25 protein-coding genes and 1 riboswitch are annotated in these 22,817 nt (G+C 72.4%); of the genes, 21 read left to right on the forward strand and 4 right to left on the reverse strand.

The features are described from left to right. Positions 1-57 precede the first annotated feature (57 nt). Together ACWD4U_RS31670 and ACWD4U_RS31675 are read left to right on the forward strand one after the other, a co-directional pair. Complete coding sequence (locus ACWD4U_RS31670) at positions 58-750, forward strand: DUF6445 family protein (RefSeq protein WP_363460690.1); 693 nt, start codon at positions 58-60, stop codon at positions 748-750. 113 nt (positions 751-863) lie between these two features. After that, a riboswitch (cobalamin riboswitch) is annotated at positions 864-1,061 on the forward strand. 31 nt (positions 1,062-1,092) lie between these two features. Then, positions 1,093-2,202 (forward strand): Nickel transporter NicT, encoded by a 1,110-nt coding sequence (locus ACWD4U_RS31675; RefSeq protein WP_363460692.1) that lies wholly within the window; start codon positions 1,093-1,095, stop codon positions 2,200-2,202. A gap of 55 nt (positions 2,203-2,257) precedes the next feature. On the opposite strand, the gene ACWD4U_RS31680 is transcribed toward ACWD4U_RS31675, so the two are convergent. After that, positions 2,258-3,103: a DMT family transporter gene (locus tag ACWD4U_RS31680; RefSeq protein WP_363460694.1), complete on the reverse strand. Its 846-nt coding sequence runs from the start codon at positions 3,101-3,103 to the stop codon at positions 2,258-2,260. A 118-nt stretch (positions 3,104-3,221) separates the two neighbouring features. On the opposite strand from ACWD4U_RS31680, the gene ACWD4U_RS31685 reads away from it, so the two are divergent. Next, on the forward strand, positions 3,222-3,797 hold the full coding sequence (locus ACWD4U_RS31685) for a helix-turn-helix domain-containing protein (protein WP_363460696.1): 576 nt from the start codon (positions 3,222-3,224) through the stop codon (positions 3,795-3,797). Between the two features lie 55 nt (positions 3,798-3,852). Here ACWD4U_RS31685 and ACWD4U_RS31690 read toward each other — a convergent pair whose 3' ends face one another. Beyond that, the gene (locus tag ACWD4U_RS31690; RefSeq protein WP_363460698.1) at positions 3,853-4,095 is read right to left on the reverse strand and encodes a type B 50S ribosomal protein L31; all 243 of its coding nucleotides are present in this window, start codon (positions 4,093-4,095) and stop codon (positions 3,853-3,855) included. A 34-nt stretch (positions 4,096-4,129) separates the two neighbouring features. Beyond that, entirely contained in the window at positions 4,130-4,294 is a 165-nt protein-coding gene (gene rpmG, locus ACWD4U_RS31695) for a 50S ribosomal protein L33 (RefSeq protein ID WP_363460700.1), read from the reverse strand. A 132-nt stretch (positions 4,295-4,426) separates the two neighbouring features. Between rpmG and ACWD4U_RS31700 the strand changes: the two genes are divergently transcribed. The 5 genes from ACWD4U_RS31700 to ACWD4U_RS31720 all read left to right on the forward strand — a co-directional run bounded on the left by ACWD4U_RS31700 (position 4,427) and on the right by ACWD4U_RS31720 (position 8,542). Continuing rightward, a complete protein-coding gene (locus tag ACWD4U_RS31700) occupies positions 4,427-5,533 on the forward strand; it encodes an aminopeptidase P family protein (RefSeq protein ID WP_363460702.1) in 1,107 nt (368 codons plus the stop codon). Between the two features lie 70 nt (positions 5,534-5,603). Further along, positions 5,604-6,167: an elongation factor P gene (efp, locus tag ACWD4U_RS31705; RefSeq protein WP_363460704.1), complete on the forward strand. Its 564-nt coding sequence runs from the start codon at positions 5,604-5,606 to the stop codon at positions 6,165-6,167. Between the two features lie 2 nt (positions 6,168-6,169). Next, entirely contained in the window at positions 6,170-6,607 is a 438-nt protein-coding gene (nusB, locus tag ACWD4U_RS31710; protein ID WP_363460706.1) for a transcription antitermination factor NusB, read from the forward strand. A gap of 117 nt (positions 6,608-6,724) precedes the next feature. After that, entirely contained in the window at positions 6,725-7,546 is an 822-nt protein-coding gene (locus ACWD4U_RS31715) for a thioesterase family protein (protein WP_363460708.1), read from the forward strand. Positions 7,547-7,735: 189 nt separating this feature from the next. Further along, a complete protein-coding gene (locus ACWD4U_RS31720; protein WP_363460710.1) occupies positions 7,736-8,542 on the forward strand; it encodes a hypothetical protein in 807 nt (268 codons plus the stop codon). A gap of 75 nt (positions 8,543-8,617) precedes the next feature. On the opposite strand, the gene bldD is transcribed toward ACWD4U_RS31720, so the two are convergent. Continuing rightward, positions 8,618-9,121, reverse strand: coding sequence for a transcriptional regulator BldD (gene bldD / locus ACWD4U_RS31725; RefSeq protein WP_176186040.1), 504 nt, complete (start codon positions 9,119-9,121; stop codon positions 8,618-8,620). Between the two features lie 251 nt (positions 9,122-9,372). Here bldD and pyrR point away from each other — a divergent pair, with 251 nt between their 5' ends. From pyrR to rpoZ, 13 genes are all read left to right on the forward strand, one after another. Further along, positions 9,373-9,987: a bifunctional pyr operon transcriptional regulator/uracil phosphoribosyltransferase PyrR gene (gene pyrR / locus ACWD4U_RS31730; RefSeq protein ID WP_363460712.1), complete on the forward strand. Its 615-nt coding sequence runs from the start codon at positions 9,373-9,375 to the stop codon at positions 9,985-9,987. A gap of 6 nt (positions 9,988-9,993) precedes the next feature. Next, positions 9,994-10,986, forward strand: coding sequence for an aspartate carbamoyltransferase catalytic subunit (locus tag ACWD4U_RS31735; RefSeq protein ID WP_363460714.1), 993 nt, complete (start codon positions 9,994-9,996; stop codon positions 10,984-10,986). A 56-nt stretch (positions 10,987-11,042) separates the two neighbouring features. Beyond that, positions 11,043-12,275, forward strand: a complete 1,233-nt coding sequence (locus ACWD4U_RS31740; RefSeq protein ID WP_449787367.1) for a dihydroorotase — start codon at positions 11,043-11,045, stop codon at positions 12,273-12,275. Continuing rightward, the gene (locus ACWD4U_RS31745) at positions 12,275-12,850 is read left to right on the forward strand and encodes a PH-like domain-containing protein (protein ID WP_363460718.1); all 576 of its coding nucleotides are present in this window, start codon (positions 12,275-12,277) and stop codon (positions 12,848-12,850) included. Before ACWD4U_RS31740 ends, ACWD4U_RS31745 begins: the two co-directional genes overlap by 1 nt. Next, entirely contained in the window at positions 12,847-14,004 is a 1,158-nt protein-coding gene (gene carA / locus ACWD4U_RS31750) for a glutamine-hydrolyzing carbamoyl-phosphate synthase small subunit (RefSeq protein ID WP_363460720.1), read from the forward strand. The genes ACWD4U_RS31745 and carA overlap by 4 nt, the downstream gene beginning before the upstream one ends. Continuing rightward, on the forward strand, positions 13,997-17,302 hold the full coding sequence (gene carB, locus ACWD4U_RS31755; protein ID WP_363460722.1) for a carbamoyl-phosphate synthase large subunit: 3,306 nt from the start codon (positions 13,997-13,999) through the stop codon (positions 17,300-17,302). Before carA ends, carB begins: the two co-directional genes overlap by 8 nt. A 77-nt stretch (positions 17,303-17,379) precedes the next feature. Further along, entirely contained in the window at positions 17,380-18,477 is a 1,098-nt protein-coding gene (locus ACWD4U_RS31760) for a quinone-dependent dihydroorotate dehydrogenase (protein WP_363460724.1), read from the forward strand. 62 nt (positions 18,478-18,539) lie between these two features. Further along, positions 18,540-19,349 (forward strand): iron-sulfur cluster-binding protein, encoded by an 810-nt coding sequence (locus ACWD4U_RS31765; RefSeq protein WP_363460726.1) that lies wholly within the window; start codon positions 18,540-18,542, stop codon positions 19,347-19,349. Beyond that, complete coding sequence (locus ACWD4U_RS31770; protein ID WP_363460728.1) at positions 19,346-20,347, forward strand: dihydroorotate dehydrogenase; 1,002 nt, start codon at positions 19,346-19,348, stop codon at positions 20,345-20,347. The genes ACWD4U_RS31765 and ACWD4U_RS31770 overlap by 4 nt, the downstream gene beginning before the upstream one ends. Continuing rightward, a complete protein-coding gene (pyrF, locus tag ACWD4U_RS31775) occupies positions 20,340-21,185 on the forward strand; it encodes an orotidine-5'-phosphate decarboxylase (RefSeq protein ID WP_363460729.1) in 846 nt (281 codons plus the stop codon). Before ACWD4U_RS31770 ends, pyrF begins: the two co-directional genes overlap by 8 nt. A 247-nt stretch (positions 21,186-21,432) precedes the next feature. Continuing rightward, positions 21,433-21,759: an integration host factor, actinobacterial type gene (mihF, locus tag ACWD4U_RS31780; RefSeq protein WP_030459182.1), complete on the forward strand. Its 327-nt coding sequence runs from the start codon at positions 21,433-21,435 to the stop codon at positions 21,757-21,759. Positions 21,760-21,807: 48 nt separating this feature from the next. Next, positions 21,808-22,365, forward strand: coding sequence for a guanylate kinase (gene gmk, locus ACWD4U_RS31785; protein WP_363460732.1), 558 nt, complete (start codon positions 21,808-21,810; stop codon positions 22,363-22,365). Between the two features lie 56 nt (positions 22,366-22,421). Then, on the forward strand, positions 22,422-22,688 hold the full coding sequence (gene rpoZ, locus ACWD4U_RS31790) for a DNA-directed RNA polymerase subunit omega (RefSeq protein ID WP_100835243.1): 267 nt from the start codon (positions 22,422-22,424) through the stop codon (positions 22,686-22,688). Positions 22,689-22,817: the final 129 nt, after the last annotated feature.

The raw sequence follows: 22,817 nt of genomic DNA on the forward strand, positions 1-22,817 counted from the left end.
GCAAGGTTGACCGCTTCTTGGGTGAGGGCGCGGGGCGGCGCTCCTATTGTCGGGGCCATGCCTGCTCAACCCTTCCAGGCCCCGCGCCCGACCCCGGCGCTGCCCGTCCTGCCCTACCGCAAGCCCACCAAGGGCCGCGACTACTGGGTACTGGACGACGTGCTGCCCGATCCGGACGCGGTGCGCGCCCGGCACCTGGCGCGCACCGACTGGGAGGAGGGCTACCCGCACAAGCCCGAGGCCTGGCCGGGGCTGCGGGCGATGCCCGGGCTGGAGCCCGAGGAGCTGGCACACGTCGAGAAGCTGGTCCGGGAGACCATCGGGGTGCCGCGGATCTGGGCGCTGGGCGAGGCCGAGGGCGGCACCTTCAACCACAACTGCGTGCAGGTGGTGGGCGCGGGGGAGTGCGAGCCGCGGCCGCACACCGACTCCCGCTCGCTCTGCCGCTACGCCGCGGTGCTGTACCTCAACCCGGGCGTCCCGAAGCGGTGCGGCACCAGCTTCTACCGGCAGAGCCTGCCCGGCGGCCGGCTCGGCGGGAACACCGTGGTCGCCCCGCACAACAACCTGGTGGACGCCCTCGGCACCCGCTTCGTCCCGCCGGACTCCTTCACCGAGGACCTGGCCGTCCCGCACCGCTACAACCGGCTGCTGCTCTACACCGCCAACCTGATGCACACGGCGAGCGAGTACCACGGCGCGACGCTCGACGAGAAGCGGATGACCTGCGTCTTCTTCTGGATGGCCTGACGCTCCGTCACCCCGGCCCGGTGACGCGCCGTCACCGGACCCGCCCGGGCGTGATCTTCGCCACCTGCGGACCCGCACGCCCGTGCGGCCTTGCCGCTGCGGGCGCGTCGGTCCTACGGTGGTCGGGCCGTGGTGTTCGGGAAGCCGGTGCACTGTGCCTCGCCACAGGAGTCCGGAGCGGCCCTCGCCACTGTGATCGGGGAGTCGTCGGCTCCCACCTCGTGCCACTGGCCCCGTCGCGGCCGGGAAGGCCGGGCGCCGGCGCGCAACACCCCGTCAGCCAGGAGACCGGCCACGGCATCTCACGAAGTGATCCACGAGGTGCTGGAGCGTGATCCGCGGATGACCGCGTCCGAACTGACCCTGCCCGAGAACAGTCCGGGCGCCGCGTTGCCGAGCTTCCGCTGGCGGCGCGAGGACACCCTGCGCACGGCGGGGCTGATGGCCGTGATCCTGGCGCTGCACGTGGTGGCCTTCGGCACCCTGTTCTTCCTGGTGGCGCCGCACCGGTACCAGGTCGGCACCCAGGTGTTCGGCGTGGGCCTGGGCGTCACCGCGTACACCCTGGGCATGCGGCACGCCTTCGACGCCGACCACATCGCGGTGATCGACAACACCACCCGCAAGCTGATGGCGGACGGCCGCCGCCCGGTCTCGGTGGGCTTCTGGTTCGCCCTCGGCCACTCCTCGATGGTGGTGCTCATGGCCGGCCTGGTCGCCGGGGGAGCGGCGCTGGCGGGCACGCTGATGGACGACGAGTCGACGACCCATCAGGTGCTGGGCACCATCGGCACCACCGCTTCGGGCGCCTTCCTGTACCTGATCGCCGCGCTCAACCTGGTCGCCCTGCTGGGCATCCTGCGGGTGTTCCGGGCGATGCGGGCCGGCCAGTTCGACGAGGCCGAGCTGGAGAGGCACCTGACGTCGCGCGGCCTGCTGGCCCGGGTGCTGAACCGCGCCACCCGCTCGATCTCCCGTCCGGGCCAGATGTTCCCGGTCGGCATGGTGCTGGGCCTGGGCTTCGACACCGCCACCGAGGTCACCCTGATGGTGATGGCCGGCTCGGGCGCGGCGGCCGGGCTGCCCTGGTACGCGGTGGTCTGCCTGCCGCTGCTGTTCGCCGCCGGGATGAGCCTGTTCGACACCCTGGACGGCACGTTCATGAACTTCGCCTACCAGTGGGCGTTCTCCAACCCGGTCCGCAAGGTGTACTACAACCTGACCATCACGGGCCTGTCGATCGCGGTGGCCTTCCTGATCGGCACCATCGAGCTGGTCGCCGTGCTGCACGACAAGCTGTCGCTCACCGACCCGGTCACCGGGTGGATCGCCGGGCTGAGCCTGGACAACGTGGGCTTCGTGATCGTCGGCCTGTTCGTGGTGGTCTGGGCGGCCGCGATCGGCTACTGGCAGGTCGCCAAGCGCACCCGCGCCTTCGCGAACGCGGGCTGACCGGGCGGGGAGTTGACCGGGCGGGGTGCCTGGCCGGGCAGCGGCTGACGCGGTGTCAGCCCGCCGCCAGGATCAGCGAGCCGGCCACCGCCAGCCCCGCGCCGACCACCTGCACCCGCAGCAGCCGCTCCTTCAGCAGCCCGCGCGCCATCAGCGCCGTCACCACCGGGTAGAGCGAGGCCAGCACGGCCGCGACCGCCACCGAGCCCAGGTGTGAGGCGGCGGCGTACAGCCCGTTCGCGGCCACGTCGGCCACCCCGACCGCGGTCAGCGCGGGCAGCGACCGCCCGGCGGTGCGCAGTTCGAGCGGCTGCCGGCGGGCCGCCGCGGCGAGCATCCCGGCGCCCACCACGGCGTTGGTCACCCGCTGCACCAGCAGGGCGAGCAGCAGCCCGCCGCCGCTGCTGGCGTGCGCGATCAGCGCCAGCACCGCGCCGAAGGTGAGCGCCGCGCCGAGGGTCAGCACCAGCACCTGACGGCTGACCGCGGCCCCGCCGCGCTGCGGACCGCCGGCCAGCGCCACCCCGGCGACCGCGACCAGGATGCCCAGCACCTGGGTCAGGCCCGGCCGCTCGCCGACCGCCAGCCCCACCCCGATCGGCACCGCCACCCCGACCGTGGCCAGCGGCGACACCACGCCCATCGGGCCGAGCGCCAGCGCCCGGTAGAAGGCCAGCAGCGCGACCGGCCCGATCAGGCCGGCCGCCACCGCGTACCAGAGCCCGGGCCCCGCGTCCGCGAAGCCGCCGGTGGCCACCACCGCCACCAGCAGCACGGCGGCGGCCGCGGCCTGCGAGAGCACCACCACCGTCAGCGCGGGCAGCCGCCGGGTGATCGCGCCGCCGCCGTAGTCGGCGACTCCCCAGAGCAGGCTGGCGAGCAGGGCGAGCGCGGCGCTCATGAAGCGCAGCTCCAGGGCAGCATGGTGGACTCCGCAGTACAGTTCGGTGGATCTGTCGTTCCGCCCGAAGCGTAGTTCAGGAGACTGGACTACTCCAACCAGAATATTGGACTCACGCGTGCCGGATCCCGACCTCGTCACCCAGGCCCTCGCCCGCAACCTGAAGCGGCTGCGCACCGAACGCGGCCACACCCTGGACGCGCTGTCCGCCCGTTCCGGCGTCAGCCGCGGCATGGTGGTCCAGATCGAGCAGGGCCGCACCAACCCCTCGGTGGGCACCGTGGTCCGGCTCGCGGACGCGCTCGGCGTCTCGATCGCCCGGCTGCTCGACTACGACGAGACCTCCACCGTGCGGATCGTGCCCGGGGAGGAGGCGGTCCGGCTCTGGTCCGGCCCGTCCGGCGGCCGCGGCGTCCTGCTGAACGGCATCGAGGCCCCCGGTCCGCTCGAACTCTGGGACTGGCTGCTGCAGCCCGGCGAGGCCCACGCGTCCGACCCGCACCCGCCCGGCACCGTCGAGATCGCCCGGGTTGACGAGGGCGTCCTCACCCTCACCCTGGACGGCCGCGACCACGCCATCCCGGCCGGCTCCACCGCCTCCTACGAGGCCGCCACCGCCCACGCCTACGGCAACCACGGCACCGTCCCCTGCCGCCTCACCCTGGTGGTCTCCGTCCCCCCGCCCGGCAAGTGACGCGACGGGGCCCCGGGGTTCGGTGCGAACCCCGGGGCCCCGTTCCGACGGGCCGTCAGCCGCCGTAGCGGCGGCGGTACAGCTCCACCCGGCCGGCGGTGTCCAGCAGCCTGGCCTTCCCGGTGTAGAACGGGTGGCTCGCCGAGGAGGTCTCGACGTCCACCACCGGGTAGCTCCGCCCGTCCGTCCACTCGACCGTCCGCTCGCTCGTCGCGGTGGAGCCGGTCAGGAACGACAGGCCCCCGGTCTTGTCGCGGAAGACCACCGGACGGTACTCGGGGTGCACTCCCTGCTTCATTTCTGCTCCTCCTCCACACTCGCGTACTGGTCGGTCAACGGGTCTCGCGGAACTCCACGTGCCGCCCCGCGACCGGGTCGAACTTCCTCAGCGCCATCCGGTCCGGGTCGTTGCGCCGGTTCTTCCGGGTGACGTAGGTGAAGCCCGTGCCCGCGGTGGACCGGAGCGTCACCACCGGTCGCAGCTCGCTGCGCGCCATCTCGACCTCCTCTGCCTGCGAATCCGGCAACGATTGCCGTTTTCATGAGGCCACAACGCACCCGCCCGCCGCCGCATTCCCTGACGGCGCGCCCGACGGGCGGGCCGTCGCCGGGGTTCGTACGCTCGAGGCATGTCCGACGCGCACGCCGCCCGACGCGAACGCCTCCGCGAGTACTGCAGCGCCTCCGGGGCCGACGCCGCGCTGATCACGCGCGCCGCCAACGTCCGCTACCTCACCGGCTGCCCCCCGGTCGGCGCCGCCCTGCTGCTCACCCGGGAGCGCGCGGTGCTGGCCCTGCCGCAGGACGTGCCGGCGGAGGAGGCCGGGGAGCGGCTGCTGGACGAGGAACTCACCCAGCTCCCGGTGGCGGCCGAGACCGACGCCGCCTTCGCCGCCGCCGAGGCCGCCGCCCGGCTGCGGGTGCGCGACCTGGCCGTCGAGGAGCACGACCTGACGGTCAGTCGGCACCGCACGGTGGCCGAGCTGGCCGACGCGGGCCGGCTGCTCGACCTGGACCGCGCGGTGGAGCGGCTGCGGGTGGTCAAGGACGAGCACGAGATCGCCGACCTGCGGATCGCCGCCGAGATCGCCGACCAGGCGCTCAGCGAGCTGCTGGAGTCGATCCTGGTCGGCCGCACCGAGCGGCACCTGGCGATGGAGCTGGAGCGCCGGATGGTCGACCACGGCGCCGACCGGGCGGCCTTCCCGGTCTCGGTCGGCACCGGCAGCCACTCCGGGCTGGAGCGCCACCAGCCCACCGACCGCCGGGTCGAGGAGGGCGACTTCCTCACCGTCGCGCTCGGCGCCCAGTACCGCGGCTACGGCATCTCCACCGCCCGCACCTTCGTGATCGGCGCCGCCCCGGCGAGCTGGCAGGTCGAACTGCACCGCCTGGTCTTCCACGCCCAGCGGGCCGGCCGGGAGGCGCTCGGACCCGGCGTCGAGCAGCACGTCCCGGACGACGCGGCGCGGTCGATCCTGCAGGCCGCCGGACACGCCGAGCCGTCGGTCCACCCGCTGGGACACGGCATCGGCCTGGAGATCCGGGAGGCTCCGCGCCTGGGCCCCGCCGACATGGGTAAACTGGACAATCGCGTGCCGGTCACCGTCGGTCCCGGGGTTCATCTCCCGGGTCGGGGCGGCGTCCGGATCGAGGACACGCTCGTGGTGCGGCCTCCGGAGGAGGGCGGACCCGAGCTGCTCACCATCACGACCAAGGAGCTCCTCGCGCTGTAGCCCGCAAGGGCGGCGGCGGCGCGCGTGCCTTGGTTCTTTGACAACGGACATATCAGGAGTAAGTGCGCCCGTGGCTACCACGAACGATCTCAAGAACGGCATGGTCCTCAAGCTGGACGGCGGCAAGCTCTGGACCGTCGTCGAGTTCCAGCACGTCAAGCCCGGCAAGGGCCCGGCCTTCGTTCGCACCAAGCTGAAGGAGGTCCTGTCCGGCAAGGTCGTCGACAAGACCTTCAACGCGGGCGTCAAGGTCGAGACCGCCAACGTCGACAAGCGGACCATGCAGTACTCGTACCGCGACGGCGACGCGTTCATCTTCATGGACATGGACACCTACGACCAGGTCCCGGTCGACTCCGCCACCGTCGGCGACGCCGCCAAGTACCTGCTGGAGGGCTTCGAGGCCCTGGTCGCGCAGAACGAGGGCGCCCCGCTGTACATCGAGCTCCCGGCCGCGGTCGAGCTGGTCATCGCCGAGACCGAGCCGGGCGTCCAGGGCGACCGCTCCACCGGTGGCACCAAGCCGGCCACCCTGGAGACCGGTGCCGAGATCCAGGTCCCGCTCTTCATCACCACCGGTGAGAAGATCAAGGTCGACACCCGCGACGGCAGCTACCTCGGCCGGGTCAAGTAACCGTGGCCGCTGCACGCAGCAAGGCCCGCACCCGGGCCTTCCAGATCCTGTTCGAGGCGGACCACCGCGGTGTGGCGCCCGAGCGGGTCCTCGCCGACTGGGTCGCGCGGGCGCGCGACCCCCGGCCGGACGAGGGTATTCCGCAGGTCGCGGAGTACACGATGCAGCTGGTCGAGGGCTACGCGCAGCACGCGCGGACGATCGACGACCTGATCTCCACCTACGCCGTGGGCTGGACGCTCGACCGGATGCCGATCGCCGACCGCAACGTGCTCCGGCTCGGCACCTACGAGCTGATCTGGGAGGACGGCGTCCCGGACGCGGTCGTCCTGGACGAGGCCGTGGAGATCGCCAAGGAGTACTCGACGGACGAGTCGCCGGCCTTCGTGAACGGCCTGCTCGCCCGCTTCCTGGAGCTCAAGCCGACCATCCGGCGCTGAGCGCCCCGCCCGTGACGGGCACTTTTCGAAGGCCGTCGGACCTGTTGGTCCGGCGGCCTTCGCGCGTAAGCTACTGGCGAGTAGGGATCAGTTGCCACGTGCCGAAGGGGCGCCGCCATGCCGGAGACCACCAGCGAGTTCGACCGGGCCGTCGCGCTCACCCCGCACCCCGCGGAGGCCGGCCGGTACGACGGCGAACTCGGCGACGGCTGGCAGATCGGCGGCGGCGTCAACGGCGGCCTGCTGCTCGCCTTCGCCGCCCACGCGCTGGCCCTGGAGGCCGGACCTGCCCACCCGCACCCGCTCACCGTCAGCGGCCACTACGTCTCGCCGTCCCGTCCCGGACCGGCCACCGTGCACACCGAGGTGATCCGCCGCGGCCGCTCGCTCACCACCGGGTCCGCCGCGCTCACCCAGGACGGCCGGGAGCGGCTGCGGGTCACCGCCTCCTTCACCGACCTCGCCACCCTCGACGACGAGGTCGCCACCACCGCGCTGCCGCCCGCCATGCCGCCCGTCGAGCAGTGCATCGGCACCGAGCACGCGCCGAAGGAGTTCATCGAGCAGGCGGCGCTGCTGCAGCGCCTGGACCTCCGCCTCGACCCCGCCACCGTCGGCTGGGCGCTCGGCCAGCCCTCCAAGGAGGGCCGCATCCAGGGCTGGTTCCGCCTCGCCGACGGCCGCCCCGCGGACGTCCTCTCCCTCCTCCTCACCGCCGACGCCCTCCCCCCGGTCACCTTCGACCTCGGCCGCCCCGGCTGGGCGCCCACCATCTCCCTGTCCGTCCACCTCCGCGCCCTCCCCGCCCCCGGCTGGCTGCGCGTCTCCCACTCCACCCGCAACCTCGCCGGGGGCTACTTCGAGGAGGACTGCGAGATCTGGGACGAGAACGGCCGCCTGGTCGCCCAGTCCCGCCAACTGGCGATGTCGCCCCGATAGCGGAGCCACCGTCACGACTGTCAGTTGCAGAGTTGTGACAGCCCGTACGTGTGGGGTGTGCGTGGGCGGGGAGGAGTGGGGGCAAGCAGTTGCTCGTCCGAGATGCACGGGAGCCCACCGATGTCCAGGAACAGTCGCCGGTCGCGTCGTTGCAGCGCTGGGTCGTCCCGTCGGAGTGACGAGGCGTTCGTGACGGGGATCCTGGTGAGCGAGGCGGACTTCGCGCGGGGGCAGGAGTGGCGGCTGACGGACGCCCGGGACTTCGAGGAGTACCTGGAGGAGACGGCGGAGCTGCTGGTCGAGGCGGTGGAGCGGTTCGGGACGGTGCGGGCGCGGATGTTCCACCCGGAGGACTTCGCGGACTACTGCCTGCTGCACGGCCTCGACCCGCGGGAGCAGGCGGCGCGGGACGGCTACCTGGTCAACCAGCCGCTGCAGACGCAGCTGGTGACCTACCGGGGCGAGGAGCTGGTGGACTTCCTGCCGCGGCTGGTGCGGGCCCGGGAGAACGGGCTGACGCTGCGGTACGCGGACCTGCTGGTGGACGGGGCGCTGTGCGGGCCGACGGGGGCACCGGACGGCCCGGACCGGGCGGCGGCCGACCCGCGGGTGCGGTGGACGTACCAGCAGGCGTCGGAGGTGTTCCGGCGGATGCTGGTCGGCGCGGGGTGCGGGGCGTACGAGTTCCGCGCGGTCGTGGACGCGCCGGGCGGGGCGCTGGAGGTGCGGGCGCGGGTGCTGCACTGGGAGGACGGCGCGGTGCGGATCAACGACGAGGACCTGGACCTGGTCTGCGCGGTGCTCTGCGCGGGGCTGTACTGCGAGCTGCCGGGCGCGGCGGTGCTGCACGGGACGCAGGGCTCGGGCGCGCTGTGCGGGGAGTACCGGCAGGTGGCGTGGGCCTGGCAGAGCACCGGCTTCGACTGGACGCCGGCCGCGCTGGCGGTCGACGGGGTGGCGGCGCGTCCGGGGTTCAGCCTCGGTACGGTGGTGTGAGCATGCGACGGCGGGGTGGGTGGCCGGAGAACCGGCCACCCACCCCGCCGTGACGTTTCTTCAGCTGATCGAGGGTCAGCTCCCGTCCTCCTCGCGGACGGCGCGGCGCGCGTCCGGGTTCAGCACGCCCCAGCTGATCAGCTGCTCGGTGAGGATCGAGGGGGACTGGTCGTAGATGACGGCGAGGGTGCGCAGGTCGTCCTGGCGGATCGAGAGCACCTTGCCGTTGTAGTCGCCGCGCTGGGACTGGATGGTCGCCGCGTAGCGCTGCAGCGGGCCGGCCTTCTCGGACGGGACCTGGGTGAGGCGCTCGAGGTCGAGGACCAGGCGCGGCGGCGGCTCGGCCGCACCGCCCGGGGTGCCGCCGGGGAGCAGCTCCTGCACCGGGACGCCGTAGAACTCGGCCAGCTCGGCGAGGCGCTGGACGGTGACCGCGCGGTCGCCGCGCTCGTAGGAGCCGACGACGACAGCCTTCCAGCGACCCTGGGACTTCTCCTCGACGCCGTGCAGGGAGAGCCCCTGCTGAGTGCGGATCGCCCGGAGCTTGGCTCCGAGCTGCTTCGCGTAGTCGCTGGACATGGATCTCCCCGGACGAGATTGCTTCGCGTGCGCTGAATGGGAGCCACGAGGGGTCGTTGGGGAACACCTTCGTAACTCACTGTGAGGTTACGTAGAGTGAGGGTGGCGCGTCAAGCCGAATGGGGCACTCGTGCGAACGGGCCGCGATCAGCGCACTGCTACCATGGGCGAGGCTCCGGCTGCGGCCGGCGACCATTCCCGACATCCTTTAAGGCCCGTCCAGTGAGGCGGGGAAGGAGGTCCGCTTCGGCATGACCACACCCATTTCATCCGGCCCGCGTGCTCCGCACCAGGTGCTGGACGCCACCGACGTCGCCCGGGTCGTCACCCGGATCGCCCACGAGATCGTGGAACGCGCCAAGGGCGCGGAGGACGTCGTCCTGCTCGGCATCCACACCCGCGGCGTGCACCTCGCCGCCCGGCTGCGCGACAAGCTCGCCCAGATCACCGGGCGGGAGATCCCGTTCGGGACGCTGGACATCACCATGTACCGGGACGACCTGCGGCTGAAGCCCGCCCGGGCGCTGGAGCACACCGAGATCCCCGCCGACGGCATCGACGGCAAACTGGTGATCCTGGTCGACGACGTGCTGTTCTCCGGCCGCACCATCCGCGCCGCGCTCGACGCGCTCAGCGACATCGGCCGCCCGCGCGCCGTGCAGCTGGCCGTGCTGGTCGACCGCGGGCACCGCGAACTCCCGATCCGCGCCGACTACGTGGGCAAGAACCTGCCCACCTCGCTGCGCGAGGCCGTGCAGGTCCAGCTCTCCGAGACCGACGGCCGGGACGCCGTCCTGCTCGGCGACCGCGACTACGCCGCCCGCTCCTCCCAGGCCCTTGCCGCCGACCCGCACCTCCCGGAGTAAACCCGCGTGAAGCGCCACCTCGTCTCCGCCGCCGATCTCAGCCGCGACGACGCGCTGCTGATCCTGGACACCGCCGAGGAGCTCGCGCAGCTCTCCGGACGGGCCGTCAAGAAGCTCCCCACGCTGCGCGGCCGCACCGTGGTCAACCTGTTCTTCGAGGACTCCACCCGCACCAAGACCTCCTTCGAGGTCGCCGAGAAGCGGCTGTCCGCCGACGTCATCAACTTCTCCGCCAAGGGCTCCTCGGTCTCCAAGGGCGAGAGCCTGAAGGACACCGCGCTGACCCTGCAGGCGATGGGCGCCGACGCGGTGGTCATCCGCCACCACGCCTCCGGCGCGCCGGCCCGGCTGGCCGGGTCCGACTGGCTGCACGGCAGTGTGATCAACGCCGGTGACGGCACCCACGAGCACCCCACCCAGGCGCTGCTGGACGCGTTCACCATGCGCCGCCACCTCAACCCCGGCCTCGGCCGCGACCTGGCCGGCCGCCGGGTGGCCATCGTCGGCGACGTGCTGCACAGCCGGGTCGCCCGGTCCAACGTGCACCTGCTGACCACCCTGGGCGCCGAGGTCACCTTCGTCGCCCCGCCCACCCTGCTGCCGATCGGCATCGACAGCTGGCCCTGCGAGGTCTCCTACGACCTCGACCGGGTGCTGCCGAAGACCGACGCGCTGATGATGCTGCGGGTGCAGCGCGAGCGGATGAACGCCGCGTTCTTCCCCACCGAGCGCGAGTACTCGCGGCGCTACGGGATGGACGGGCAGCGGATGGCCAGGCTGCCCGAGCACGCCATCGTGATGCACCCCGGCCCGATGGTCCGCGGCATGGAGATCACCGCCGAGGTCGCCGACTCGCCGCGCTGCACCGCGGTCGAGCAGGTCGCCAACGGCGTCTCCGTCCGCATGGCCGTGCTGTACCTGCTGCTCGGCGGAGCTGTCTATGCCGACGGGGCCGCCGACGTCGCCCCCCGTACCGAAACCCCGGAGGCCGCCCAGTGACCACCTACCTGATCCGCAACGCCCAGATCCTCGGCGGCGCCCCGCAGGACATCCACATCGTCGACGGCCTGATCGCCGCGATCGGCCCGAACCTCGGCGCCGAGGCCGACGTCGACATCGACGCGCACGGCCTGATCGCGCTGCCCGGCCTGGTCGACCTGCACACCCACCTGCGCGAGCCCGGCCGGGAGGACGCCGAGACCGTGCTGACGGGCACTCAGGCGGCCGCCATGGGCGGGTACACCGCGGTGCACGCGATGGCCAACACCTTCCCGGTCGCCGACTCGGCCGGCGTGGTCGAGCAGGTCTGGCGGCTCGGCCAGGAGCACGGCTACTGCGACGTGCAGCCGGTCGGCGCGGTCACCGTCGGGCTCGAGGGCAAGCAGCTCGCCGAGCTCGGCGCGATGCACGACTCGGCCGCCGGGGTACGGGTCTTCTCCGACGACGGCAAGTGCGTGGACGACGCGGTGATCATGCGCCGCGCGCTGGAGTACGTGAAGGCCTTCGACGGCGTCATCGCCCAGCACGCCCAGGAGCCGCGGCTGACCGCCGGCGCCCAGATGAACGAGGGCAAGGTCTCCGGCGAGCTGGGCCTGGGCGGCTGGCCGGCCGTCGCCGAGGAGTCGATCATCGCCCGCGACGTGCTGCTCGCCGCGCACGTCGGCTCCCGGGTGCACATCTGCCACCTGTCCACGGCCGGCTCGGTGGAGATCGTCCGCTGGGCCAAGGCCAAGGGCTGGGACGTCACCGCCGAGGTGACGCCGCACCACCTGCTGCTCACCGACGAACTGGTGCGCTCCTACGACCCGGTGTACAAGGTCAACCCGCCGCTGCGCACCGCCGAGGACGTCGAGGCGCTGCGCCGGGCGCTCGCCGACGGCACCATCGACGCGGTCGCCACCGACCACGCGCCGCACCCGGCCGAGGACAAGGACTGCGAGTGGGCGGTCGCCGCGATGGGCATGGTCGGGCTGGAGACCGCGCTGTCGGTCGTGCAGCAGACCATGGTGGACACCGGGCTGCTGAACTGGGAGGGCGTCGCGGACCGGATGTCGCACCGCCCGGCCCGGATCGGCCGTCTCAAGGGCCACGGACGGCCGATCTCGGTGGGTGAGCCGGCGAACCTGGTGCTCTTCGATCCCGCGTACCGTGGAGTCGTGACTCCCGACTCCTTCGCGACCCGTTCCCGCAACACCCCCTACCGGGGCATGGACCTGCCCGGACGGGTGCACGCCACCTTCCTGCGGGGCAAGGCCACCGTGCTCGCGGGCGAACTGGTCGCGTTCTGATGCCCGCTCAGCTCGTGACGCTCGCCCAGGAGCAGGGCAAGGTGACCAACTGGCCCGGCTACCTGGGCTGGACGGTCGGCCTGCTGATCGTGATCGCGCTGGCGTACTGGCTGATGCGGCAGGGCTGGAACTGGCGGCGAACCCTGCAGTCGGAGCTGCCGCCGCCGCCCGCGGCGCCCGCTCTGCTCGACAGCCCCGCGCTGCTGGCCGCGAGCGGCCGCTACCACGGCACCACCACCGCCGGGAACTGGCTGGACCGGGTGGTCGCGCACGGCCTGGGCACCCGCAGCCTGGCCGAACTCACCCTCACCGAGCGCGGCCTGCTGATCGACCGGCCGGGTGAAACCGGGCTGTGGATCCCCGCCGAGGAGCTGGCCGGCGCGAGGCTGGACTCCGGGATCGCCGGCAAGGTGGTGCCCGCCGGGCTGCTGGTGATCGGCTGGAAGCTCGCCGGCACCGGCCTGGAGAGCGGGTTCCGGCTGGACGCCGCCGCCGAGCACGACGCCTGGGTCGAGGCCGTCGGGGCTCTTGTGACACGTACGAAGACGATGAAGACGGAAGAGGCCGCGACATGACCGCACCTGCCCCCACCACGCAGCGCACCAGGCGGGAGCGCGTCCCCGCGGTGCTCGTCCTGGAGGACGGCCGGACCTTCCGCGGCGAGGCGTACGGCGCGGTCGGCGAGACCTTCGGCGAGGCGGTCTTCAACACCGGCATGTCCGGTTACCAGGAGACCCTGACCGACCCGTCCTACCACCGCCAGGTGGTCGTGATGACGGCGCCGCAGATCGGCAACACCGGCTGGAACGACGAGGACGACGAGTCCCAGCAGATCTGGGTGGCCGGCTACGTGGTCCGCGACCCCTCGCGGGTCGCCTCCAACTGGCGGGCCAAGCGCTCGCTGGACGAGGAGCTGGAGCGCCAGGGCGTGGTCGGCATCAGCGGGATCGACACCCGCGCGCTCACCCGCCACCTGCGCGAGCGCGGCGCGATGCGGGTCGGCATCTTCTCCGGCCCGGCGGTGGACGACCACGCGGCCCTGCTGGCCAAGGTGCAGCAGGCACCCGAGATGAAGGGCGCCGACCTGTGCGCCGAGGTCGCCACCAAGGAGGCCTACGTGGTCCCGGCGATCGGTGAGAAGAAGTTCACCGTCGCGGCCGTCGACCTCGGCATCAAGGGCATGACCCCGCACCGGATGGCCGAGCGCGGCATCGAGGTGCACGTGCTGCCCGCCAACTCCACCGTCGAGGACATCTACGCCGTCCAGCCCGACGGCGTGTTCTTCTCCAACGGCCCGGGCGACCCGGCCACCGCCGACCACCAGGTCGAGGTGCTGCGCGGCGTACTGGCGCGGAAGACGCCGTTCTTCGGCATCTGCTTCGGCAACCAGATCCTGGGCCGGGCCCTCGGCTTCGGCACCTACAAGCTCAAGTACGGCCACCGCGGCATCAACCAGCCGGTGCAGGACCGCACCACCGGCAAGGTCGAGGTGACCGCCCACAACCACGGCTTCGCCGTGAACGCACCGCTGGACCAGGTGAGCGACACCCCGTTCGGGCGCGTCGAGGTCTCCCACGTCTGCCTGAACGACGACGTGGTCGAGGGCCTGCAGGCGCTCGACGTCCCCGCCTTCAGCGTGCAGTACCACCCCGAAGCGGCTGCCGGCCCGCACGACGCCGCGTACCTCTTCGACCGCTTCGTTTCGCTCCTGGAGGGCCAGCGTGCCTAAGCGCACCGACATCAAGTCCGTCCTGGTCATCGGCTCCGGCCCGATCGTCATCGGCCAGGCGGCGGAGTTCGACTACTCCGGCACCCAGGCCTGCCGGGTGCTCAAGGCCGAGGGCCTGCGGGTCATCCTGGTCAACTCCAACCCGGCCACGATCATGACCGACCCGGAGATCGCCGACGCCACCTACGTCGAGCCGATCACCCCGGAGTTCGTCGAGAAGATCATCGCCAAGGAGCGCCCCGACGCGCTGCTGCCGACCCTGGGCGGCCAGACCGCGCTGAACACCGCGATCTCGCTGCACCAGGCCGGGACGCTGGAGAAGTACGACGTCGAGCTGATCGGCGCCGACGTCGAGGCGATCAACAAGGGCGAGGACCGCGAGCTGTTCAAGGGCGTGGTCGAGGCGGTCAACGCCAAGATCGGCCACGGCGAGTCCGCCCGCTCGGTGATCTGCCACTCGATGGAGGACGTGCTCGCGGGCGTCGAGACGCTCGGCGGCTACCCGGTCGTGGTCCGCCCGTCCTTCACCATGGGCGGCGCCGGCTCCGGCTTCGCGCACGACGAGGAGGACCTGCGCCGGATCGCCGGCCAGGGCCTGACCCTCTCGCCGACCACCGAGGTGCTCCTGGAGGAGTCCATCCTCGGCTGGAAGGAGTACGAGCTGGAGCTGATGCGCGACAAGCACGACAACGTCGTGGTGGTCTGCTCGATCGAGAACTTCGACCCGATGGGCGTGCACACCGGTGACTCGATCACCGTCGCCCCGGCGATGACGCTCACCGACCGCGAGTACCAGATCCTGCGCGACATCGGCATCGCGGTGATCCGCGAGGTCGGCGTCGACACCGGCGGCTGCAACATCCAGTTCGCGGTGAACCCCGAGGACGGCCGGGTCATCGTCATCGAGATGAACCCGCGCGTCTCGCGCTCCTCCGCGCTGGCCTCGAAGGCCACCGGCTTCCCGATCGCCAAGATCGCCGCGAAGCTGGCAGTCGGCTACACGCTGGACGAGATCCCCAACGACATCACCGAGCAGACCCCGGCGTCCTTCGAGCCGACCCTCGACTACGTCGTCGTCAAGGTGCCGCGGTTCGCGTTCGAGAAGTTCCCGAGCGCCGACGCCACGCTGACCACGACCATGAAGTCGGTCGGCGAGGCGATGGCGATGGGCCGCAACTTCCCGGAGGCGCTGAACAAGGCGCTGCGCTCGCTGGAGAAGAAGGGCTCCCAGTTCACCTGGGTGGGCGAGACCGGCGACAAGGCCGAGCTGCTGACGAAGGCCCAGGTCCCGACCGACGGCCGGATCAACACCGTGATGCAGGCGATCCGGGCCGGCGCCACCGCCGAGGAGGTGTTCGACGCCACGAAGATCGACCCGTGGTTCGTCGACCAGCTCTTCCTGATCAACGAGATCGCCGTCGAGCTCGCCGAGGGCGACAAGCTCGACCCGGAGCTGCTGCGGCACGCCAAGCGGCACGGCTTCTCCGACCAGCAGATCGGCGAGATCCGCGGCCTGAAGCCGGACGTGGTCCGCGAGGTCCGGCACGCGCTCGGCATCCGCCCGGTGTTCAAGACCGTCGACACCTGCGCCGCCGAGTTCGCCGCCAAGACCCCGTACTTCTACTCGTCCTACGACGAGGAGACCGAGGTCGCGTCGCGGACCAAGCCCGCCGTGATCATCCTCGGCTCGGGCCCGAACCGGATCGGCCAGGGCATCGAGTTCGACTACTCCTGCGTGCACGCGTCCTTCGCGCTGGCCGACGCCGGGTACGAGACCGTGATGGTCAACTGCAACCCGGAGACCGTCTCCACCGACTACGACACCTCCGACCGGCTGTACTTCGAGCCGCTCACCCTGGAGGACGTGCTGGAGATCGTCCACGCCGAGCAGCAGGCCGGACCGCTGGCCGGCGTGATCGTCCAGCTCGGCGGCCAGACCCCGCTGGGCCTGGCGCAGGCGCTCAAGGACAACGGCGTGCCGGTGGTCGGCACCTCGCCCGAGGCGATCCACCTCGCCGAGGAGCGCGGCGCGTTCGGCCGGGTGCTGCGCGACGCGGGCCTGCCCGCGCCCAAGCACGGCACCGCCTTCTCCTTCGAGGAGGCCAAGGCGATCGCCGACGAGATCGGCTACCCGGTCCTCGCCCGCCCGTCCTACGTGCTCGGCGGCCGCGGCATGGAGATCGTCTACGACGAGCCCTCCCTCGCCTCCTACCTCGAGCGGCACGCCGGCCTGATCTCCGAGCACCCGGTGCTGATCGACCGTTTCCTCGACGACGCGGTGGAGATCGACGTCGACGCGCTCTACGACGGCGAGGAGCTCTACCTCGGCGGCGTGATGGAGCACATCGAGGAGGCCGGCATCCACTCCGGCGACTCGGCCTGCGCGCTGCCGCCGATCACCCTCGGCGGGTTCGACATCAAGCGGCTGCGCCAGGCCACCGAGGGCATCGCCCAGGGCGTCGGCGTGCGCGGCCTGATCAACATCCAGTTCGCGCTGTCCGGCGACATCCTGTACGTGCTCGAGGCCAACCCGCGCGCCTCCCGCACCGTGCCGTTCACCTCCAAGGCCACCGCGGTGCCGCTGGCCAAGGCCGCCGCCCGGATCTCGCTCGGCGCGACCATCGCCGAGCTGCGCGCCGAGGGCCTGCTGCCCCGGGAGGGCGACGGCGGCACGCTGCCGGCCGACGCGCCGATCTCGGTCAAGGAGGCCGTGATGCCGTGGTCGCGCTTCCGCGACGTGCACGGCCGCGGCGTCGACACCGTGCTCGGCCCGGAGATGCGCTCCACCGGCGAGGTCATGGGCATCGACCGGGTCTTCGGCACCGCGTACGCGAAGTCGCAGTCCGGCGCGTACGGCGCGCTGCCCACCAAGGGCAAGGTGTTCGTCTCGGTCGCCAACCGCGACAAGCGCAACCTGGTCTTCCCGGCCCGCGCGCTGGTCGAGCTCGGCTTCGAGCTGCTCGCCACCGCCGGCACCGCCGAGGTGCTGCAGCGGGCCGGCATCCCCGCCACCGTGGTGCGCAAGCACAGCGACGGGGTGGGCCCGAACGGCGAGAAGACCATCGTCCAGCTGATCCACGAGGGCGGCGTCGACCTCATCATCAACACGCCGTACGGCACCGGCGGCCGGATGGACGGCTACGAGATCCGCACCGCCGCGGTCTCCCGCGGCGTCCCCTGCCTGACGACCGTTCAGGCGATGGGCGCGGCGGTGCAGGGCATCGACGCGCTGCTGCGCGGCGAGGTCGGCGTGATGTCGCTGCAGGAGCACGCGGCGCTGATCAACGCCGGCCGCTAGGCCGTCAGCCGTGGGGGGCACACCGGTCTCGGGTGCCCCCCACTCCCATGTCCTCGTCGAAAAGGAGCCCCCCGCCGGTGTACAAGCTGCTGTTCAACCTGCTGTTCAAGAAGATGGACCCGGAGAAGGCCCACCACCTGGCGTTCTTCTGGATCCGGCTGGCGCAGTCGGTCCCCGGGGTGCGCTCGCTGGTGCGGGCGGTGCTCGCGCCGCGCGACCCGAAGCTGCGCACCGCCGCGCTGGGCCTGGACCTGCCGGGACCGTTCGGGCTCGGCGCGGGCTTCGACAAGGACGGCATCGGCATCGACGGCCTGTCGATGCTGGGCTTCGACTTCGTGGAGATCGGCACCGTCACCGGTGAGCCGCAGCCCGGCAACCCCACGCCTCGGCTGTTCCGGCTGGTCGAGGACCGGGCGCTGATCAACCGGATGGGCTTCAACAACCAGGGCTCGGCCCGGGTCGCCGCCCGGCTCGCCGCGCGCCCGCACACCAGCAGCACCCCGGTGATCGGCGTCAACATCGGCAAGACCAAGGTCGTCCCGGAGGACGAGGCCACCGCCGACTACCTGAAGTCCGCCAAGGCCCTCGCCCCGTACGCCGACTACCTGGTCGTCAACGTCTCCTCGCCGAACACCCCCGGCCTGCGCAACCTGCAGGCCGTGCAGGTGCTCGGGCCGCTGCTGTGGGACGTCCGCAAGGCCGCCGACGAGGTGACCAACCACCACGTGCCGCTGCTGGTGAAGATCGCCCCCGACCTCGCCGACGAGGACATCGACGAGATCGCCGACATGGCGCTGCACCTCGGCCTGGACGGCATCATCGCCACCAACACCACCATCGGCCGCGAGGGCCTGCTGACCCCGGCCGCGCGGATCGAGGAGATCGGCATGGGCGGCCTGTCCGGCGCCCCGCTGAAGGCGCGCTCGTTGGAGGTGCTGGAGCGGCTGCGCAAGCGCACCGACGGACGCCTGACCATCGTGTCGGTCGGCGGCATCGAGACCGCCGAGGACGCCTGGCAGCGGATCCTGGCCGGCGCGGACCTGGTCCAGGGCTACTCGGCCTTCATCTACCAGGGTCCGTTCTGGATGCGAAAGGTTCACAAGGGCCTCTCCGCGCGACTGCGTACCGCGGGGTACGCATCGATCGGCGAGGCGGTGGGCAAGGGAAACCGCTGAGCGGAGCCGGCGCCCGGGTGGACGTGGCGGACGGCGCCACGGCGAGCGGAAGGAGCGGGGAGATGGCCAATCCGGTGGTCGCCCGGGCCGAGGTGGTCGGCTCTCGGGCCGAGGGCCCGTACCGGCGGGTGACGGTGCGCTGCGCGACGGCGGCGGCCCGGTTCAGACCCGGGCACTTCGCCGCCCTCGCCGCGCCGCCCGGCGCCGAGGACGTGCTGCGCCGCGGCGCGGCGATCCTGCGCGCCGACGGCGACACCCTCGACCTGCTGCTGCCGGACGAGCCCGCCGCACCGGTCCTCGACCTGATCGCCCCGCTCGGCACCCCCTTCCCGCTGCCCGACGCCCCGGCCTGCGCCCTGCTGGTCGGCGAGGGCGCCGACGCCGGGCCGCTGCTCGCCCTCGCCGAACGGCTGCTGGACGCCGGCGGCCAGGTCGCCTTCGTCCTCGCCGCGCCCAGCGCCGGACGGCTGTACGGCGCGGAGCGGGCCCGCGAGCTCACCCCCGACGTCCTGGTGCTCACCGAGGACGGCAGCGCCGGGCTGCCGCTGGCCGCCGACACCGCCGCCGCGCTGCTCGACCAGGCGCTCGCCGCGATCGGCGCCGACCTGGTCTACGCCGCCGCCGGCCCCGAGCTGCTGGCCGCGGTCAGCGCGGTCGCCACCGGCCGCGGGGTGCGCTGCTGGACGGCACTGGCCGCCGACACCCCGTGCGGCACCGGGCTGTGCCTGGGCTGCGTGCTGCCGGTCCGGGACGCCGACGGGGTGAGCCGGCTGGTGCGGGCCTGCACCGAGGGGCCGGTCTTCGACGGCGCCCGGGTGCGCTGGGCCGACCTCGGCCGGGTCCCGGCCGACCTGGAAGGAGCCCGGCCGTGACCGACCGGCAGGACGCCACGCTGGTGATGGACCGTCAGGGAGTCGACCTGAGCGCCCCGTTCGGGTCCACCGTGCTGCCCAACCCGCTGAGCACCGCGGCCGGCTGCGCGGGCTTCGGCCGGGAACTCGCCCGGTTCACCCCGCTCGACGAACTCGGCACCCTCACCACCCGCACCGTGCTGCTGCGGCCAAGCGCCGGGCTGGCCGCGCCGCGGATCGTCGCCACCCCCGCCGGGCTGCTCAACGCGATCGGCCACCAGGGCCCCGGCATCGAGCGCTTCCTCGCCCGCGACCTGCCGTGGCTGGCCGAGCGCGGGGTGCGCACCGTGGTCTCCCTCGCGGGGGAGCGGCTGGAGGAGTTCGCGGAACTCGCCGCCCGGCTCGGCGGCCAGCCCGGCGTCACCGGCCTGGAACTCAACATCTCCGCCCCCAACAGCGCCGACCGCGGCCTGATGTTCGCCGCCAACCCGGCGATCAGCTACGACGTGGTGCGGGCGGTGAAGGAGGTCACCGACCCGGCGCTGCCGGTCTACGCCAAGCTCTCCCCGGACGCCGCCGCGATCACCGAGGTGGCCGCCGCCTGCGTCGCGGCCGGCGCGGACGGCCTGTCGATGGTGAACACCGCGCAGGGCATGGCGATCGACCTGGACGCGGCCCGGCCCGCCCTGGCGGCCGGCTTCGGCGGACTGTCCGGCCCGGCACTGCGGCCGATCGCGGTGCGCTGCGTCTACCAGGTGCACGCCGCGATGCGGGCCGGCCGGATGCCCGCGGTGCCGATCCTCGCCATGGGCGGGGTGCGCACCGGACGCGACGCGCTGGAGTTCACGCTGGCCGGGGCGTCCGGCGTGGCGGTCGGCTCGGCGCTGCTGCACGACCCCACCGCCCCGCTGCGGATCCTCGACGAACTGCGCGCCGAACTGGCCGCCCGCAAGCTTGCGAAGTACACCGACGCGGTGGGCTTGGCCCACCGCACGACGACGAAAGACAGCGATGACTGACACCGCGACCACCCCGTTCGGCGCCCGCCTGCGCACCGCCCTCGACACCCGCGGCCAGCTCTGCGTCGGCATCGACCCGCACGGCTCGCTGCTCACCGCCTGGGGGCTGAACGACGACCTGGCGGGCCTGGAGTCCTTCTCCCGCACCGTGGTGGAGGCGCTCGCCGACCGGGTCGCGGTGCTCAAGCCGCAGTCGGCGTTCTTCGAGCGCTTCGGCTCCCGCGGCATCGCGGTGCTGGAGCGCACCGTCGCCGACGCCCGCGCCGCGGGCGCGCTGGTGCTGATGGACGCCAAGCGCGGCGACATCGGCTCCACCATGGCCGCCTACGCGGAGACCTTCCTGGCCCCGGACAGCCCGCTGTTCTCCGACGCGCTCACGGTCAGCCCGTACCTGGGCTTCGGTTCGCTGCAGCCCGCCGTCGACCTGGCCAACGCCTCCGGCTGCGGCCTGTTCGCGCTGGCGCTGACCTCCAACCCGGAGGGCCACGAGGTGCAGCGCGCGGTCGGCGCGGACGGCGAGAGCGTGGCGCAGGCGGTGCTGCGCCGGCTCGCGGCGGAGAACGCGGGCGTGCAGCCGCTGGGCTCCTTCGGCGCGGTGGTCGGCGCGACCCTCGCCGAGGCGGGCGTCGACCTGGCGATCAACGGCCCGCTGCTGGCCCCCGGCGTGGGCGCGCAGGGCGCCACCGCGAAGGACCTGCCGCGGGTCTTCGGCGACCAGGTGCGCAACGTGGTGCCCTCGGTCAGCCGTGACGTGCTGCGCCACGGGCCGTCGGTGGCGGCCCTCCGGGAGGCCGCCAAGGTGTTCGTCGACGATGTGAGGGCCGTCACAAACGCCTGACCAACTGGCCGCTCCAGCGGTTGTTTTGCCCGGAAAAGTCCTGGGTCGGCCCCGGCTGACCAGGACTTTTCGTGTTCTTTTCCTGACGCGGCGGCCCAAGTTGGGTAGTGTCCGGCGGTAGGACGCCAGTTGGCCGCGATTTCGGTCGCTGCCGCAGGTCAGAGCCTGGCTGCAGGTGATCGCCTGTCGGCGTCCGGGCACCACCAGTCATTGCTCATCCCTTCCATCCACACCTGAGGTGAACGGCGTGGCTCTTCCGCCCCTTACTCCCGAACAGCGCACCGCCGCGCTCGCCAAGGCCGCCGAGGCTCGTCGGAAGCGTGCCGACGTCAAGAACCGGCTGAAGCACTCGGGTGCCTCGCTGCACGACGTCATCAAGGCCGGCAAGTCCGATGACGAGGTCATCGGCAAGATGAAGGTCTCCGCCCTGCTGGAGTCCCTGCCCGGCGTCGGCAAGGTGCGCGCCAAGCAGATCATGGAGCGCCTTGGCATCTCCGAGAGCCGCCGGGTGCGCGGCCTCGGTACGAACCAGATCGCTTCCCTGGAGCGCGAGTTCGGCGGCGCCGCCTCCTGAACGGAGGCCGGTGTCGGCGGAACGTCCGCGATCCGGGATAATCGGTACATGAGTGAGCGTCCGCGGCTGACCGTGCTCTCCGGCCCCTCCGGGGTCGGCAAGAGCACGGTCGTCGCTCATATGAGGAAGCAGTTCCCCGAGGTCTGGCTGTCGGTGTCGGCGACGACCCGGCACCCGCGCCCCGGCGAGCGGGACGGCGTGCAGTACCACTTCGTCGACCACGACCAGTTCGACAAGCTGGTCGCCAACGGCGAGCTGCTGGAGTGGGCGGTGTTCGCCGGCAACCGGTACGGGACGCCGCGGCAGGCCGTGCTCGACAAGCTCGACAAGGGCGAGCCGGTGCTGCTGGAGATCGACCTGCAGGGCGCCCGGCAGGTGAAGGAGTCCATGCCGGAGGCGCAGCTGGTCTTCCTGGCGCCGCCGAGCTGGGACGAGCTGGTCCGCCGGCTGACCGGCCGCGGCACCGAGCCGCAGGAGGTCATCGACGAGCGGCTGGCCGTCGCGAAGGTCGAGCTGGCCGCCGAGGCGGAGTTCGACACGACGCTTGTCAACACCTCCGTCGAGCAGGTAGCGGCCGAACTGCTAGCCTTGCTCGGTGTAGCCTGACCGGATCGGCTGCATCCAGCCGGTTCTTTCAGAAAATTACTTCGGAAGGTTTTCGCGTGTCCTCTTCGATGACCGCGCCTGAGGGCATCATCAACCCGCCGATCGACGAGCTGCTCGAGGCCACCGACTCCAAGTACAGCCTGGTGATCTACGCGGCCAAGCGTGCCCGCCAGATCAACGCGTACTACTCCCAGCTGGGCGAGGGCCTGCTGGAGTACGTCGGCCCGCTGGTCGACACCCACGTGCACGAGAAGCCGCTGTCGATCGCGCTGCGCGAGATCAACGCCGGCCTGCTCACCGCCGAGGCCATCGAGGGCGCCTGAGCCCCAGCGCTCTGCACCCGAGCCCCAGCGCTCTGCACCGAGGGCCCGCCGGAGCCGCCCCCCCCCCCCCGGGCGCCCCCCGGGTTGTTGTCGGGTCACCTCAGCCGTGGCGGGGGGGGCGGGGGTTGG

Source organism: Kitasatospora sp. NPDC002522 (assembly GCF_053595195.1).